The organism is Streptomyces sp. NPDC048002 (genome assembly GCF_040653275.1).
Lineage (GTDB): Bacteria > Actinomycetota > Actinomycetes > Streptomycetales > Streptomycetaceae > Streptomyces.
On the sequence record NZ_JBEZNL010000005.1, the window covers coordinates 158,684 to 174,460 of the forward strand.

The following is a 15,777-nucleotide window of genomic DNA, read 5'->3' on the forward strand; positions in this document are numbered from 1 at the left end:
GCTGCCGAGGCGGGGGCGTGTACTTCGTTTGAAGTACACGCCCCCCGAAGACGTGAACGAGAATCGAGCCATGGCCAAGGCACAGAGCACTCCAGAAGGGCCCACGCCACCCCTGTGGGTCCGCCGTCCCGAGTTGCTGCATCGGGGCGCCTACGCCGTGGCCGCGCTGGTGTTCACCGGTCAGATCGTCGCGGCGATCCTGCGAGGTTCCGACTGGCCGACGGCTCTCTCCGTGCTCTTCGCCGGCGCCGGCGTCGTCCTGTCGTGGTGGAAGCCTTGGGCAGGGCTTGTCGTGACGAGCGGGGCCTCCTTCGCCGTCACCGCAGTGGGGCACGACCCGCTGTCGGTATGGATGATGGCTGTGCTCGTGCTGTTCTCGGTCACCTTCCGGGGCAAGCAGCCGCTGGTGGGCATCTGCGTCGTAGCGGCGTCCTTCCTGGGGGCCTTCATGACCGTGGGGGGATTCCGCGGCGGCGCGATGGTCGGAGCGGCCGCCCTCTTCTCGGCTGTGGCGGGAGGCGCGACCGGAGTCGCGCTGCGGATCCACCGAGACCACTGGTGGATCCTGGAGGAGCGGGCCGAGAGTGCCATCGCCACCCGTGAGAGCGAAGCCACCCGGCGGGTGACCGAGGAGCGGCTCCGGATCGCGCGGGACCTCCACGACGTCATCGGCCACCAGGTCGCGATGCTGAGCGTGCATCTGGGTGCCGCGGAGATCGGGCTGCCCGAGGACGCCGAGTCCTCCCGGCAGGCTCTTGAATCCGCCAGGTCCAGTGCCCGGACGGTCGTTGTCGAGACGCAGCGCATCCTCGCGTTGCTGCGCCTGGGGGACGACGTCTCCGACGGCGAGGCGTTCCGGCCGACCCCCGCACTCAGCGGCCTGGAAGGACTCGTCGCCTCCTTCGAAAGCATCGGCCTCGACGTCCGGCCCTCCCTCCGGCTGCCGGCCGGCTTCGTCGAGCCCAGCGTCGGCGTGACGGTGTACCGGGTGGTGCAGGAAGCGCTCACCAACGCCTACCGGCACGGTGAGGGGACGGCGACGGTGGAGGTGTGCGAGCACGACGACCGGATCTGCGTCACCGTGGAGAACCCCGTCGGCCGGCCGGCCCGCCACTCCGACTCGGGCGGTGGCGGACTGGGACTCGTCGGGATGCGTGAACGCGTCGAGTCCTCCAACGGGCTGCTGGAGATCGACAGCGACGACGGACGGTTCCGGATCCACGCGGAGTTCAGCCTCCTGGGAGCCGTACTGGGAGGCGTGCCGGGGGCCGAGCGGGGAGCCGAACGGGGAGCCGCAGTCCGATGACACGCGTTCTGATCGTCGACGACCAGGACGGCATCAGGGCCGGGATCCGGACGATGCTCCGGCTCGACCCGGGTCTCGTCGTCGCCGGGGACCTCTCCGACGGACTCCAGGTCGTTCCCTTCCTCCGCGAGCACGCCGTCGACGTGGTCCTGATGGACATCCGGATGCCCGGCATCGACGGGGTCGAGGCCACGCGCCGGATCCGTGAGGAACACTCACCCGAGAAGACACGGGTGATCGTCCTGACCACGTTCGACCAGGACGACATCGTTCTCGCCGCCCTGCGCGCCGGCGCCAACGGATTCCTCAGCAAGACGGTCAGCCCCGCCGAACTCGTCGCCGGAATCAACGAGGTCGTCGCCGGGGGCGGCGCGCTGTCGGCCGCCGCGGCGGCCGCGCTCATCGGCCAGATGACCCGGAACCCGCCCCCGGAGATCGACCAGGAACTGCTGCGGCGCTTCGGCGCCCTGACACCCAGGGAACGGGACGTCGTCGTCCTCGTCGCCGGCGGTCTCGGCAACGACGAGATCGCGGCCCGGATGTCCGTGTCGCCGTTCACCGTGAAAACGCACGCGGTACGGGCCATGACGAAGGTCGGGGCACGCGACCGAGCGCAACTCGTCTCCTTCGCCTTCCGGGCGGGCCTTCACCGCTGAGTGGCCGCGTCACCGCCCAACTGCCAAGGTTTCGGCGGCGGTTACGTCCCCTCCTGCGTTGTTCGTCCTGGCGGACCGCCGTTCGTGTCCGTCCGGAAGGCGATCATCGCGATGTCGTCCCTCAGGTCCGAGAGGCCCTCAAGGGTCTTGAGGAGTTCGGGTGTTGCCCGGTCCTGGCAGAGGGTCGCCTCCCTCGCGAGTTGCCGCAGTCTGTCGTCGAGGGCCTCGAAGGGGGTTTCGACGAGACCGTCGGTGTAGAGCAGGAGGGTGTCGCCCGGCCGCAGGAGGTGGGTGTGGGTGGTGCGGGGGACGCGAGGGTCGACGCAGAGAGGCAGGTCCGGGGCGTCGGACAGGAAGTGGGCGTCGCCGCGGGCGGGGATGAGCAGGGGCGCGGGATGTCCGGCGCTGGACCAGGACAGTTCCCAGTCTCCGTCACTTCTGGGCCGCAGGGTCGCGTGGATGGCGGTGGCGAGCGGGGCCGTGCTCAGGCCCTCGGCGACCTCGTCGAGGCGGGCGAGCACGGCGCTGGGGGTCGTTCCGGGGCCGCCCGCGTAGGCGAGGGTGCGGAGCATGCTGCGCATCTGGCCCATGGCGGTGGCGGCGGTGAGGTCGTGTCCGGCCACGTCGCCGATGTCGAGGATGAGTGTGCCGTCGGCCAGGGCGAAGGCGTCGTACCAGTCGCCGCCGATCTCGCCGGTCGAGCTGGCGGGCTGGTAGCGCGCGGCGAGCGCGGCTCCGGGTACGCGGGGTGGCTCGGTGAGGTGGGTGCGCTGGAGGCCGAGAGCGGTGCGGCGGGCCTGCTGGAGGTCGAGGGCCTTGCGGATGGGCCGCTGGGCGTGGTGCAGCACCTCGCGCAGCAGTTCGATCTCGGAGTCGTCCGGCACGGGCGAGTCGCCGCTGGTGCCGGTGACGGCGTAGCCGAGGACCGTTTCGTCGACGACGAGCGGGATGAGGGTGATGCTGGTGGAGTCCGCTGCGGCCAGCCATCGCTCCGTGACGGCGGGAACGAGTCCGGGCGGAACGGGGCCGCCGGGCGGCAGCAGGAAGGTGCGCGGCTGCCGCTGTTCCAGGATCTCGCGCACCAGCGGTGACAGCGGCACGCTCTGGCCGCGCATGGCAGGCGGCGCGGGCAGGCCCGGCCGTGTGGCGGACGCGACGCGTCGTGCCGAGACCGTGGCGTTGTCGGGCAGGGGCCACTCGTCGTGGGAGAGCAGCAGGATGAGGCAGGCGTCGGTGAGTTCCGGGACGATCACCTTCACCAACTCGCCGAAGGCGCCCTGGAGGCCGCTCCCGGAGACTCCCGCGACCTGGGCGAGCAGGCGCTCGCGCAGCCGTGTCTCCCACGAGTGCTCGACGTCCGCGGTGGCGGAGACCCACTCGGCGATCCTTCCGTCGCGCAGGACGGGTACGGAGCGGGTGGCCAGGTGCCGGTAGGAGCCGTCGGCGGCCTGGACGCGGAAGACGGCCTCGAAGACCTTCGGCGCGTCGGCTTTCGCGGCCGCCCGCCACATCCGGCTCAGGTTCTCGCGGTCGCGCGGATGGATGTGGGCGTACCACTCCTCGTCCGCCCTGGGGTGCCAGGGAACTCCGGTGAGCTGCTCCCAGCCGGGAACGAGTTCCTCCATGCTGCCGTCGGAGTGCATGACCCACACCATCTGGGAGATGGCGGAGATCAGGGCCTGGTACCGCTGGAGTGTCCAGGTCTCGGGGGTGGTGTCCAGCGCCACGACCAGGATGCCGTCGCCGTCGGCGGTGGTGACGGGACTGCAGCTGTAGACGAAGTGGTCGGCCTGTCCGTCGACGCCGGGGTCGGTACGGCGTGCGCCGACGACCTGGCGGGCCTGTCCGGTGGCGCGGACCTCGTCGAGAACGGCCAGGAAGCGGTAGGCGTCGGGGTCGGGGAAGGTCTCCGGAGCCGGGCGGCCGAGCGGCCGGGGGCCGAAGAGCCGGGTGAAGGACTGGTTGGCGTAGACCAGTCGGCCCTCGGGTCCGGTGAGGACGGCCACGGCGGCGAGGCTCCCGTCGAACAGCCGCGGGTCCAGGTCCGGCCCGCCGGTCATGCCGTATCAGCCGCTCGTACGATGCCGGTATCAGCCGTCCCTGCGGTGCCCGTGCCAGCCGTCCCTACGGTGCCCGAGGCCCCCGCGGTGCCCGGAAGCCTGGTGGATGCTCGCCCTCTCACCTGGCCATCATCCCCAGCCCGAGCCGGGTCGGCCCGCTGGCACGCGGACCGGCCGTCGCCCCGATGGCCTCGTGCTCCGACGGGGCCCGCTTCCCGGTCCGCGCGGGGCGTCCTCAGCGCGGCACCGGGGTCCGCTCGATCGCCACCATCGCCGCGTCGTCGCCGAGGCGGCCGCCGACATGGTCGAGCAGGTCCGCGCTGAGGTGGGCGAGGAGTGCCTCGGGACCCTCCGCGGTCTTGCCGGCGACGCGTTCCGTGAGGGGGTAGAACGTGCCGTCGCCGTCGCGGGCCTCGATGACACCGTCGGTGTAGAGGAGAACGATGTCACCGACCTCGAAGGTGAAGGCCTGCGTGGTCAGGTCCGCCTCGGCGAACTCGGTCAGCCCCAGCGGTGGTGCCGGTCGACTGGTCGAGAGGAGGCTTGTCCGGCCGTCGCGCAACAGCAGGGAGGCGGATGCCCGCAGCTGATCAGGTGCAGGACCGGTTCGTCGTCCGGGACGTCCAGCATGGCGGCGGTGATGAAGGCCTCGCCCTGGTCCTCGGCCGTGTTCTCCAGGGCCGCGGGATCGTCCAGGTCCGATGAGACGGTGCCCTCCAGAAAGGTCACCAGCGAGGACAGGTCGGCGCGCCGGTGGGCCGCGCCCCGGAAGGCGCCGAGCAGGAGCGCGGCGTCCCCGACGGCCTCCAGTCCTTTGCCGCGTACGTCGCCGATGACGAAGCGGGTGCCTCGCTCCGTACGGGCGGCGGCGTACAGGTCGCCCCCGATCTGTGCCTCCGATTCGGCGGCGAGGTAGAGCGAGGCGATCCGCAGCGGGCCGACCTGATGGGGGAGCGGCTTGAGGACGACTTCCTGGGCCGCGGTCGCCACGGACCGCAGTTGGGTGAGCTGCCGCTCGTGGCGTTCCCGGCGGGCGGCGAGCGAGGTGACGAACGCCGAGATCAGGATCAGGGTGATCAGCTGGAAGCTGTGGTTCAGGTCGACGAGGCTGGTGCGTACCGTCGCCACCACGGCCTGGGCGGCGACGGCGAGTGCGCCGATGAACGCGGTGGCCCAGGGGCCGGCGAACGAGGCGGTGACAGCGGGGGCCGCGACCAGGAACGGCCCGAGGTGGACGGTGGGCGGGGCCAGGATGTCGACCACTGTGACGATGACGATGAGCGCGATCGGGATCGCCAGCAGCGCGCGACGTGGCTCCTGCAACAGGTGACGATCGCTGAGCTGCATCCGAGCCATACGTCCTGGATACACCTCAACGTGTGCGGCCGCCCGCGCCGACGCGAGCCGTTCCCGGTGTCTCGAAACCCCTGCCTCAGTCGGACGTGTCGCGTGCCCGGTGCGGCAACTGGGGTGACATCGCGGCCTCCGCGGCTTCGGCCTTCGCGTCGTTCACCGCGGCGGCGGCCTGCTTCCCGGCCTGGTCGGCGGCGCTGGCCGCGTCGAGCGGGGGTGGTGAAGGCGCGTCGAGCTGCGGGACCCGGGCATCGCTCGGTGCGTCGAGGGCCTCGGCAGGGGCTTGCGCGGGTTCGGCAGGGGACTCCGGGGTGTTTCCGAAAGCGCTGGTGACGGTCCGTATCGCCTCGGTCAGCTCGCCCGGGATCACCCAGAACGTGTTGTTGTCGCTGCCCGCCAGGTGCGGCAGCGTCTCCAGGTACTTGTAGGCGAGCACCTTCGCGTCGGCGTTGTTGCGGTGCACGGCCTGGAAGACGAGTTCCACGGCCTTGGCCTCGCCGTCGGCCCGGAGGATCATGGCCTGCTGGGCGCCCTGGGCCTCCAGGATGTCCTTCTGCCGGGTGCCCTCCGCGGTGAGGATCTTCGCCTGCCGTTCCCCTTCGGCGTGCAGGATGGCTGCGCGCTTGTCCCGCTCGGCGCGCATCTGCTTCTCCATCGCCTCCTTGATGGTGTGCGGCGGGTCGATGGCCTTGATCTCGACCCGGTTGACTCTGATGCCCCACTTGCCGGTGGCGTCGTCGAGGACGGCGCGGAGCCGGGAGTTGATCTCCTCGCGTGAGGTGAGGGTCTCCTCCAGGTCCATGGAGCCGATGACGTTGCGCAGCGTGGTGACGGTGAGCTGGTCGATCGCCTGGAGGTAGTCGGCGACCTCGTAGGCCGCGGCCCGCGGGTCGGTGATCTGGTAGTAGAGGACGGTGTCGATGTTCACGACGAGGTTGTCCTCGGTGATCACCGGCCTGGGATCGGAGGAATAGACCTGCTCGCGCACGTCGAGTTTGGTGTTGATGCGGTCCGCCACCGGCAGCACCAGGTTCAGGCCGGGCTGGAGCGTGCGCCGGTAGCGGCCGAACCGTTCGATGTTGTAGCGGCGTGCCTGGGGCACGATCCGCACGGTGGCGGCGATCAGGAACACGATGACGATGACCGTGACAATGGTTGCGATGACGACCGGATCCACAGCGCCTCCGTTGTTGTGCGCTCAAGCCCGCTACGGCAGCAGTTCGCGTGGGTAGACGACGGCTGTGGCGCCCTCGATCTCCATGACGTCCACCAGAGCGCCCACCGGGATCACCAGGCTCTCGTCCAGGGCGCGCGCGGACCATTCCTCGCCGGACAGTCTGATCAGGCCGTGGGTCGCGGTGACCTCCTGCACGACCTCGGCCCTCTTGCCGATCAGCGCGTCGGTTCCCTCGCGTACGAGGGGCTGCCGCGCCATGTTGCGCAGCGCGACCGGGCGGACGATCACGAGTCCGGCCGCCGCCGTGATCCCGAAGGCCGCCACCTGGCCCAGCAGGCCGATGCCCACACCGGCGACGACGGCCGCGACGAGCGCGGCGCCCGCCAGGAGGCCGCAGACGAGTGTCAGGGTGAGGAACTCCGCGGCACCCAGTGCCGCGGCCGTGAGAAGCCATACGAACCACGGCATCGGATCGCCCTTCTTTTGGGCCTTCTTTACCAAAGTAACCCGGGTGGGATCGGGCGGACCAGACACGGGATGAGCACGGTTCGCGGCGGCCGGGTGTGAGGGCGTGATCGGCTTCGTACCAAGGGCGGCTCGCCCGGCGGCGTGACGCGGTGGGTCACTGCTCGGGTCGGATGAGCAGGAGGGCGATGTCGTCGTCGTGCCCGGCGGTGTGCTCCGCGTGGCTGACGAGGAAATCGGCGAGGCGGTCGAGGTCTCGTGTCGCGCTCTGGGCGAGTCTTCCGGCCAGAGCGTTGGTGGTGTCGTCGATGTCCGCTCCGGGGACCTCGACCAGACCGTCCGTGTACAGAGTGAGTACGGCGCCGGGCAGGAGCGGGACATCGAGGGTGTCGTAGGCGGCCCGGGGATCGATGCCCAGCAGAAGTCCGGGCGGCGGACGCAGGACCTCGGTGCGGCCGTCCGGGTGGCGCAGCAGGGGTGGCGGATGTCCGGCGCTGGCGAGTCGGACACGTCGGCGGGCGAGGTCGAGCTGGGAGATCAGGCAGCTCGTGAACAACTCGGTGCCGAGATCGGTGAGCAGTCGGTTCGCACGGGCGAGGAGTTCCTCGGGCGGGGCGCCGGCCGTGGCGTGGGCATGGACCGTGGTGCGGACCTGTCCCATCAGGGCAGCGGCGGCCGTGCTGTGGCCCTGGACATCGCCGATCGCCGCCGTGACCGTGCCCGGAGTGTGGATGAGGTCGTAGAAGTCGCCGCCGATGTCCATGCCGTGGCCCGCGGACTGGTAGCGGGCTGCGATGTCCAGGCCTGCGATGACGGGCAGCCTTGGGGGAAGCAGGCTGGTCTGAAGCGTGCGGGCGACGGTGTGCTGGGCGTCGTAGAGGCGGGCGCGGTCGAGGGCCTGGGCGACGAGTCCGGCCAGGGAGGAGAGGAGAGCGCGTTCGGCCGGCTGGAAAGGGCGGGGCTGCTCGTAGGACAGGGCGAGGGAACCGATGCGGCGCCCGGAGGCGGTCAGCGGCAGGAAGGCCCAGGAACTCCTGTTGTCGTAGCGCGGTGCGCCGGGATAGGCGCGTTGGAAGTCCGCGACGGTCGAGTAGAAGACGGGGGTGCCAATGGCTCGCGCGTGTGCGGTCGGGGTACGGGAGTCGGCGGACGTGCCGTCGAACCGGCTGATGAGTTCCGCGGTGTGGCCGCGATGGCTGACGATGTGCAGGCGGTCTTCATCGGCGACCGTCAGGACCAGACCCTGAGGGCCGAAGGCGGGCACGATCTGGTCGGCGGCGACGTCGGCGACATCCTTGACCGTGACGGCTTCGGCAAGGGCGGCAGCCACGTGCGTGAGGTGGTACAGCCCCAAGGTTCCGACAGCCTCCTCGGGCAGTGGCGCTCGCACGGGGACCGTCTGCGGCGACGCGGGCGTGATCAGGACGCTGACACCGCTTCCGTCCGGGTACAGCTGGAACCGCAGGGGACGGTTCGGGGGCCGTGTCGCGGTGAACGAGGTGGGCCGACTCGTGACCATTGCGGCTCGGAACCCTTCTTCGCTGCTCGGCGTGACCAGCCACGGCAGCACTTCCCAGGGCGGACAGCCCAGGAGACAGGCGGCGTCGACGCCCAGCAGATCGGCTCCGGCGGCATTGACGAAGGTGAGCCGACCGTCCAGATCGAGTGAGCAGCAGCCCGTGGACAGGCGTTCGGTGAAGCGGAGCGCCGCCACCGCACGATCCGGGTCGGCATTCTCGATCGATGCGGGAAGGTAGCGGGGCTCGTCGGGTGGCAGCAGGGGCCTGCCCCGGGCCGCCGCCCGCTCCAGCACGTGTGCGGTCCGCCGGCAGTAGGCCGCGACGGCCTCACGACGGCGGGTGCTCGGGCGCGAAGGGTGCCCAACGGGCCAGAGCAGAGCCAAGCCGCCCCACGCCTCGGTGGCGCTGAGGAAGGGACCTGCGGCCAGCGCGAAGTCGTACGGCAGTACCAGACTCAGCTGCGGGTACCGCCGGGCCACCTCCTCCTGGCTGCTGAGCCAGACCTGGCGTCGTTGGCGGATGGCGTCCGCGACCGGCGTCGACGCACGCAGCGAGGCCCGGGACCAGGGCGAGGCGATCTGCCGTGACACACCGGAGAGCACGGAGAGCCACAGCAGCCGGTCCCCGGGAGGGATCAGGTAGAGGAGGCCCGCGGACGCCCCGGTCTCGTGCATCACGTCGGCCATGAGTGCTTCCACCTGCCGCATGCCGCGGTCGGTCGCTGGGACGCGCGGTGACGAGCACATGGTTCTTACCTGTCTCCGACCGGCGAGGAGCCGTACCGCAGGAATCAGCCGACCGGCGGCCATGGCTGACAGCGCACCAGTCGTACCCGGGAAGAGATCTTTATCCCGTCACTGACTTTTAGTCACGATACGCCCGATCGCATGGCTGTCGAATCGGTGTGACCGGAGACAGCACGGGCGGGGGAGTCGTCAGCCGGGGAAGCGGCCCGAGGAGCGCAGTTCCCAGCGGCGTTCCGCGTAGGCGAGGTCGTCGCGCCACAGTTTCCCGGCCGCGCCGCGCATCAGCGGGCGGAGCAGGGGTGCCGCGCGGCGGGCGAGCGCGAAGCCGCGTCGGTCGGACGCGGCCACGACCGCCTCGGTCACCGCCGTGCGGGGGCGGCCGAGTCCGTCCGGCCCGAGCGGGGTGGCGTGCGTCTCCACCACCGAGCCCGCTCCCTCACCCTCGGTGATGTGCATGACGACCGTGCGGGGCTCCGGCGTGGTGAACACGGCCCGCACGGGCACCACCAGGCGTCCGGCCACCTTGAAGGAGACGTCGACGGTGAAGCTGTCGTCCGGTGCGCCGGAGGCGTCGGGCGATCCGACGACCGTGAGGTCGACGAACGAGTACGCGTGGTACCAGGCCCCGTGCCACGGGTCGAGGCGGTTGGCGACGATGTCCTCGGGTTCACAGACGCCGGTGTCCTCGTAGACCGCCGTCAGCGCGCTGCCGACCGTGGGGCGGGACGGCAGCACGGGTGTGTCCAGGGGCGCTTCCCCGCCGATGTCGTCGACGCGCACCCAGAGGAGTACTCCGTCGTCGTGGGCGGGCAGCGGGTTCCAGCCCGCGAACGGGGCACCGTCGAGCGACAGTCCGTGCCAGTGGCAGGTCAGGGTTCCGCACCGGACCGGGCTGTCGCGCAGGGGCGCGCCGAGGTGCGGGCAGATGCCCGGCCCCGCCAGCGGACGGCCGTCGGGGCCGCGCCAGACCACCACTTCCCGTCCGGCGACGGTCCGGGCGAGCGGCCGGTCGCCGCGCAGGCGGTCGGACGCTCCTACGACGTACCAGTTGCCGGAGGGCTTGGCCTGCGCCCGCTTCAGCGCCTGGCCGATCACCGCCGGCTTGGCCTCGCGCCAGGTCGGCTGCTGACGGTGCCAGGGGACGGGACGGCGCCTGATCGACAGCGGCAGACGTCCGCGACGGCCGGGCTGGTGCGGGTTCATGCCGCCTCCTCGGTGACCGACGGGCTCAGGACTGTGGGCGGCGCGGGCGGATCGCTTCGGCGCGAGGGGCGGTGGCGCAGGCGTGCGGCGGCCACCCGGGCGAGGCCGTCGGCGGCGACCGCGGCACGGACCCGGCGGGACACCACGGCGCGCCGGTGCAGCACCGCGTAGTCGTCGGCGGCGACGGCGTCCAGGATGCGGCCGTACAGCACGTACGCGGTGCGGATACAGGGCCGTGAGATCGGGGCGAGCATGGCGATGCCGGGCTCGGCCCGCCGGTAGACGGAGCGGGTCAGGGCCTCGAACTCCTTGAGGGCCGCGGTCACCCGGCGCTCGCGTCGTCCGCTGTCGCGGCAGTGGCGCAGCAACGCCCGGTCGACACCGTGGCCGGCGAGCAGATCGGCCGGCAGGTACACCCGCCCGCGGTCCAGGTCCTCGCCGACGTCCCGCAGGAAGTTGGTGAGTTGGAAGGCCACGCCCAGATCGGCCGCGTAGGGCTCCGCCTCCGCCAGGGGTACGACGGTGTCCAGCACCGGCAGCATTTGCAGGCCGATCACGGCGGCCGAGCCGTGCATGTAGCCGCGCAGGTCGGCGTAGCCGGGATAGTCCGTGACGACGAGGTCGGCGCTCATCGCGCTCATGAAGTCCCGGAAGTGGCCGTGGTCGATGGAGTAGCGGCGGGCGGTGTCGGCGAGCGCGAGCACCACGGGATCGTCGCTGTGCCCTTCGCGCAGGCCCACGTCCAACTGGGCCCGCAGCGCCGTCAGAGCCGTGGCGCGGGCCCGCTCGTCGACGCCGCTGTCCAGGCTGTCGACGATGTCGTCGGCCCAGCGGGCGAAGCCGTACAGGGCGTGGACGGCGGGGCGCCGGGCGGCGGGCAGCAGGCGGGTCGCGAGGAAGTAGGTCTTGCCGTGTGCCGCGTTGAGGGCGCGGCAGCGCAGGTAGGCGGCGCGCAGTTCGGGGTCGGTGATGCCCGCCGCGTCGAGTTCGCGCCTGGTCATGCGGGGGCCTCCTCGGCGGGGGCGTACGGGGTGGAAAGCCGCTGAGGGCCGGTGACGCGGGCCGCCGCGAGCTTGCCCGACAGCAGGGAGGTGGGAACGCCGACGCCGGGCGTCGTCCCGCAGCCGGCGAGTACGGCGTTGGCGGTGCCGCGGACCAGGTTGCGGGGACGGAACGGTCCGGTCTGGAGGAAGGTGTGGGCCGCCGAGAACGGTGTGCCGGCGGCGTGACCCTGTGCCTGCCAGTCGGCCGGTGTGACGAGGCACTCCTCCTCGATGGCGGCCTCCAGCCCGTCGAGTCCGCGCCGCTCCAACTCCCTGAGCAGGGTGTCGCGGTAGCGGGGGGCGAGGTCCTTCCACTCGGACGCGCCGGGGCCGATGTCGGTGTTGGGGCACGGGGCGAGGATGTAGTGCAGATGGCGGCCCGGCGGGGCGAGGGAGGGATCGGTGGTGGTGGGCCGGGTGATCAGCAGGGAGGGGTCGCTCATGAGCCGCCCCTGCTTGATGAGTTCGTCGAAGGTGCTGCGCCAGGCCGAGCCGAAGGAGATGGTGTGGTGGGCGAGTTGGGGCCACGTGCGGGTGGTGCCCGCGTGCAGGACCACCGCGGAGGGCGCGTGCCGGAGGCCGACCGGCCTGCGGGGCGCGCGGCCGAGCAGCTTGTAGGTGACGGGCAGGTCGGGGGTGAGGACGACCGCGTCGCAGGGGATGCGGCCCTGGTCGGTGACGACCGCGGTGATGCGTTCGCCCTTCCGCTCCAGCCGGGTCACCGTCTGCCCGAGGCGGAGGTCGGCGCCGGCGTCGGCCGCCGCGTCGGCCATGGCCTGCGGCAGCGCGTGCATGCCGCCGCGCGGGAAGTAGACCCCGGCGACGGTGTCCATGTAGGCGATGACGGCGTAGGCGGCCAGCGCGCTGGAGGGGGAGACGCCCGCGTACAGGGCCTGGAAGGAGAACACGCGGCGCAGCCGTTCGTCCTTGAGGAAGCGGCCGATGCGCCGGTCCAGTCGGGCGAAGCCGCCGAGTGCGGCGAGTCTGGCCAGGTCGCCGGTGAGGAGATCGAGCGGGGAGTCGAAGTTCGCCTCGATGAAACGGCTCATCTGGGCGCGGTAGAGGCGGCCCAGCCAGTGGCGGAGTCTGAGGTAGCCCTCGGCCTCGGCGACGCCGGAGAAGCGTTCGACCTCGGCGGCCATGGCGTCGGCGTCGGTGTGCACGTCGAGGGTGCTGCCGTCCGCGAAGCACGCCCGGTACGCCGGATGCATGGAGATCAGCTCGACGCGCCGGTACAGGCTGTCCCCCACCGCGGCGAAGGCGTCGTCGGCGAGTTCCGGCATGGTCAGGACCGTGGGTCCGGTGTCGATCCGGTAGCCGCCCAGGTCCACGCGCCCGGCGCGTCCTCCGGGCACCGTCTCGCGTTCGACGATCGTGACCTGCCGCCCGGCGCCCAGCAGGTGCAGCGCCGCCGAGAGCCCGGCGAGACCGGCCCCGACGACGACCACGTGATCGGTACGCCCCGGCAGTGAGCGCGTCACCGGCGACCCCCTGCCGGGTTGGAGCGGCGAGCCTCGCTCGGGATCTCGGGGATGTCCGGCGCGGACCTCCCGGCGGCGGTGCTCAGCAGGTGCCGCAGCCGTGCCGCCGGTTCCGGGACCAGCCGGATCGAGTCGAACTGCCGGAAGCCCTGCGCGGCCAGCCGCTCGATCTTCTGCTCCACCAGGTTCCGCGCGCCGGTCCTGACGAGCGCGTCGCGGGCCTCGTCGAGGTCCTGGTCGCTCAGCTGCGGATCGCCGAGGGCACGTCGCAGCGTGGTGAGGGCCCCCTGGTCGCGGTTCTGCTCGGCCCGTTCCAGCGCCAGCGCGACGAGGTAGGTCGGTTTGCCCTCACGGATGTCTCCGCCCAGCGGCTTTCCGTTGTGCCGGGCGTCACCGAAGACGTCGTTGAGGTCGTCCCGGAGCTGGAACGCCATGCCGACGCGGCGGCCCGCCGCGCACAGGGCGCTCACCGTGGCGGTGTCGGCGCCCGCGACGGCGGCTCCCAGGGCCAGCGGGCGTTCGACGGAGTACAGCGCGCTCTTCAGGCAGGCGACGCGCAGAGCGCGGGGCTGGGAACGCACGTGCGCGAGCTGCCCCTGCATGTCCAGGTACTGACCGGCGACCATCTCCGTGCGCATGTCGCTCCACATACGGCGCACGACGGTCGTGGTCCACGGCGGCAGGACGGTCTCCGCGACCGTGTCGTCCGCCCAGGCGAGTGCGAGATCACCGGCCAGGACCGCGGCCGCGTCACCGAACCGCCCGACCCGCTCGGGCGCCGCCGTCCCGGAGTAGCCGTCCCGTATCACGGTGTGCAGGGCGGGGCGTCCACGCCGGAGAGCGGAGCCGTCCATCACGTCGTCGTGGATCAGCGCGCAGCTCTGCAGCAGTTCGATCGCGGCCCCGATCCGCAGCGCCGCCGCCGCGTGGGCGTCACCGTCGCCGCCGCATGCCCGCATCGACCACCACACCAACTGCGAGCGGATCCGCTTGCCGCCGTCCCGCGTGAACTGCGCGACCCGGGCCGCGAGTTCCTGCGTGAACAGCGCGTCCATGGTGCGGGCCCGGGTGAGCCGGTCCGCGAGGATCTCCTCCAGAACCCGCCCGACGGCGGAGTGCACGTCGTCGTCGACCGGCCGCAGCGCGTCCGCGCCGACGGAGTCCGGACCCCCCGGTGGGGGAGCGAGGTCCGCTGTTCTCTCCCCGACGCGGTCCGCCCGCGTCCGCCGGGGCGTGCCGGTCGCGGGCACCAGGCGTGGGACGGGTGGCGGCAAGGCCGCGGTTCGCTCCTCTGCCTGCACGGGACGCATTCCGGTTCCTCTCGCCGCGGGGACTGTTCCTCTCACCGCAACCTTCTGCGGAGTGGGCGGTTACGGATGCGACCGACGCGTCCTTCGCGCCCGGACGGCCGAAGAAGTACGCGACACCCCGGGTGAACAAGGACGCGACACCCCTGTGTCGGGAAAGGTGCATCCGGGCGGTGCCGTGGCAGGGAAGTGCTGGGCGCGGTGGATGCGCGGAGTGGGGCCGAGGACAGGGAGGAGCACCGTCGTGCTGGAGGCGGACGTGGCCGTACTGGGCGCGGGAGCGGCGGGGCTCTCGCTCGCCCACCGCCTCAGCGAGGCGAGGTCGGGAGCCCCGTCGGTCCTGCTGGTGGACGCTCCACCCGGCCCACTGCGCCCCCCACCGCGCACCTGGTGCTACTGGGAGGAGGGCCCCGGGCGCTTCGACGCGGCGGTACGCGCCGAATGGAGCCGGCTGCGGGTCCGGCCCCCGGCATCGACGCCCATCGAACAGGACATCTCACCGCTGCGCTACAAGATGATCCGCTCCGACGACTTCGAGGCACTCGTCGCGCGGGACCTGGCCAGGGGCGGGAACGTGCGCCGTCTGGAAGCCACCGTGGAGAGTGTGGAGGAGGTGCCCGGCGCCGCCCGCGTCCGCATGACAGGGTCGGACGGCCGGGCCGAACTCCTCGCCGCCCGCTGGGTCTTCGACTCCAGACCGCTGGGCAGCCTGCCCGCGGCCCGCACCACCGTGCTCCAGCACTTCCGCGGCTGGATCGTCCGTACGGCGGGAGCGGCCTTCGACCCCGCCACCGTAGAACTGATGGACTTCCGGACCCCCCAGCCCGCCGAGGGCCTGTCCTTCGGCTACGTGCTGCCGACCGCCGTGAACGAGGCCCTCGTCGAGTACACGGAGTTCTCGCCACGCGTCCTGTCCGAGGCCGGCTACCGCCTGGCGCTGCGCCACTACACGCGGGACGTCCTGCTCCTGCCCGACTTCGAGATCGTGGCCGAGGAGGGCGGCGTCATCCCGATGACCGACGCCCCCTTCGCGCGGCGGGTCGGCACCTCGGTGTTCCGTATCGGAGCTGCCGGAGGCGCCACCAGACCCTCCACCGGCTACACCTTCGCGGGCCTCCAGCGCCAGACCCGTGCCGTGGCCTCGGCGCTCCGCAGGGGGCGGCACCCCGAACCGCCGCCCGCCCACTCGGCGCGCTCCCGGGCGATGGACGCCGTGCTGCTGCGGGCGCTGGACAGCGGCAGGGTCGACGGGCCCGCGCTGTTCAGCCGCCTCTTCGCCCGCGTGCCCATGGCACAGGTGCTCCGCTTCCTCGACGGGCGCACCTCACTGCGAGACGACCTCGCCGTCGGCCTGCACACCCCCATCGGCCCCATGCTGCGCACCGTCGCGGAACTGGGCCGCCTGCCCCGCCGCCCCGCCCGCTGACCCCGCGCCCGCCGACCCCCGGACACCACTCGCC

11 protein-coding genes and 1 pseudogene are annotated in these 15,777 nt (G+C 72.1%); 3 read left to right on the forward strand and 9 right to left on the reverse strand.

Annotated elements, in window-relative coordinates; genetic code table 11:
* Window positions 1-70: 70 nt before the first annotated feature.
* Together AB0E07_RS09805 and AB0E07_RS09810 are read left to right on the forward strand one after the other, a co-directional pair.
* On the forward strand, window positions 71-1,306 hold the full coding sequence (locus tag AB0E07_RS09805; RefSeq protein WP_362248034.1) for a histidine kinase: 1,236 nt from the start codon (window positions 71-73) through the stop codon (window positions 1,304-1,306).
* A complete protein-coding gene (locus AB0E07_RS09810; protein ID WP_362248036.1) occupies window positions 1,303-1,962 on the forward strand; it encodes a response regulator transcription factor in 660 nt (219 codons plus the stop codon). Before AB0E07_RS09805 ends, AB0E07_RS09810 begins: the two co-directional genes overlap by 4 nt.
* Window positions 1,963-2,003: 41 nt before the next feature.
* Here AB0E07_RS09810 and AB0E07_RS09815 read toward each other — a convergent pair whose 3' ends face one another.
* From AB0E07_RS09815 to AB0E07_RS09855, 9 genes and pseudogenes are all read right to left on the reverse strand, one after another.
* Complete coding sequence (locus AB0E07_RS09815; protein ID WP_362248038.1) at window positions 2,004-4,022, reverse strand: SpoIIE family protein phosphatase; 2,019 nt, start codon at window positions 4,020-4,022, stop codon at window positions 2,004-2,006.
* 235 nt (window positions 4,023-4,257) lie between these two features.
* Window positions 4,258-5,378 (reverse strand): annotated as a pseudogene (locus tag AB0E07_RS09820) (PP2C family protein-serine/threonine phosphatase).
* Window positions 5,379-5,454: 76 nt separating this feature from the next.
* Window positions 5,455-6,552, reverse strand: a complete 1,098-nt coding sequence (locus AB0E07_RS09825) for an SPFH domain-containing protein (RefSeq protein ID WP_362248040.1) — start codon at window positions 6,550-6,552, stop codon at window positions 5,455-5,457.
* A 30-nt stretch (window positions 6,553-6,582) separates the two neighbouring features.
* A complete protein-coding gene (locus AB0E07_RS09830) occupies window positions 6,583-7,020 on the reverse strand; it encodes an NfeD family protein (RefSeq protein ID WP_362248043.1) in 438 nt (145 codons plus the stop codon).
* Window positions 7,021-7,174: 154 nt separating this feature from the next.
* Entirely contained in the window at window positions 7,175-9,223 is a 2,049-nt protein-coding gene (locus AB0E07_RS09835) for a SpoIIE family protein phosphatase (RefSeq protein ID WP_362248045.1), read from the reverse strand.
* Between the two features lie 249 nt (window positions 9,224-9,472).
* Window positions 9,473-10,486 carry a DUF5914 domain-containing protein gene (locus tag AB0E07_RS09840; protein WP_362248047.1) on the reverse strand — a complete coding sequence of 338 codons (1,014 nt, stop codon included), beginning with the start codon at window positions 10,484-10,486 and terminating at the stop codon, window positions 9,473-9,475.
* A complete protein-coding gene (locus AB0E07_RS09845; RefSeq protein WP_362248049.1) occupies window positions 10,483-11,487 on the reverse strand; it encodes a phytoene/squalene synthase family protein in 1,005 nt (334 codons plus the stop codon). The genes AB0E07_RS09840 and AB0E07_RS09845 overlap by 4 nt, the downstream gene beginning before the upstream one ends.
* Window positions 11,484-13,010 carry a phytoene desaturase gene (locus AB0E07_RS09850; protein ID WP_362248051.1) on the reverse strand — a complete coding sequence of 509 codons (1,527 nt, stop codon included), beginning with the start codon at window positions 13,008-13,010 and terminating at the stop codon, window positions 11,484-11,486. The genes AB0E07_RS09845 and AB0E07_RS09850 overlap by 4 nt, the downstream gene beginning before the upstream one ends.
* Window positions 13,007-14,284, reverse strand: a complete 1,278-nt coding sequence (locus AB0E07_RS09855) for a polyprenyl synthetase family protein (protein WP_362248053.1) — start codon at window positions 14,282-14,284, stop codon at window positions 13,007-13,009. Before AB0E07_RS09855 ends, AB0E07_RS09850 begins: the two co-directional genes overlap by 4 nt.
* 277 nt (window positions 14,285-14,561) lie before the next feature.
* Between AB0E07_RS09855 and AB0E07_RS09860 the strand changes: the two genes are divergently transcribed.
* On the forward strand, window positions 14,562-15,743 hold the full coding sequence (locus AB0E07_RS09860; RefSeq protein ID WP_362248055.1) for a lycopene cyclase family protein: 1,182 nt from the start codon (window positions 14,562-14,564) through the stop codon (window positions 15,741-15,743).
* Window positions 15,744-15,777: the final 34 nt, after the last annotated feature.

Excerpts from the sequence above, each read along its gene's own strand:
- AB0E07_RS09835 (WP_362248045.1), bottom strand. The coding sequence starts at position 9,223 with ATGGCCGACGTGATGCACGAGACCGGGGCGTCCGCGGGCCTCCTCTAC.
- AB0E07_RS09840 (WP_362248047.1), bottom strand. The coding sequence starts at position 10,486 with ATGAACCCGCACCAGCCCGGCCGTCGCGGACGTCTGCCGCTGTCGATC.
- AB0E07_RS09845 (WP_362248049.1), bottom strand. The coding sequence starts at position 11,487 with ATGACCAGGCGCGAACTCGACGCGGCGGGCATCACCGACCCCGAACTG.
- AB0E07_RS09830 (WP_362248043.1), bottom strand. The coding sequence starts at position 7,020 with ATGCCGTGGTTCGTATGGCTTCTCACGGCCGCGGCACTGGGTGCCGCG.
- AB0E07_RS09805 (WP_362248034.1), top strand. The coding sequence starts at position 71 with ATGGCCAAGGCACAGAGCACTCCAGAAGGGCCCACGCCACCCCTGTGG.
- AB0E07_RS09810 (WP_362248036.1), top strand. The coding sequence starts at position 1,303 with ATGACACGCGTTCTGATCGTCGACGACCAGGACGGCATCAGGGCCGGG.
- AB0E07_RS09815 (WP_362248038.1), bottom strand. The coding sequence starts at position 4,022 with ATGACCGGCGGGCCGGACCTGGACCCGCGGCTGTTCGACGGGAGCCTC.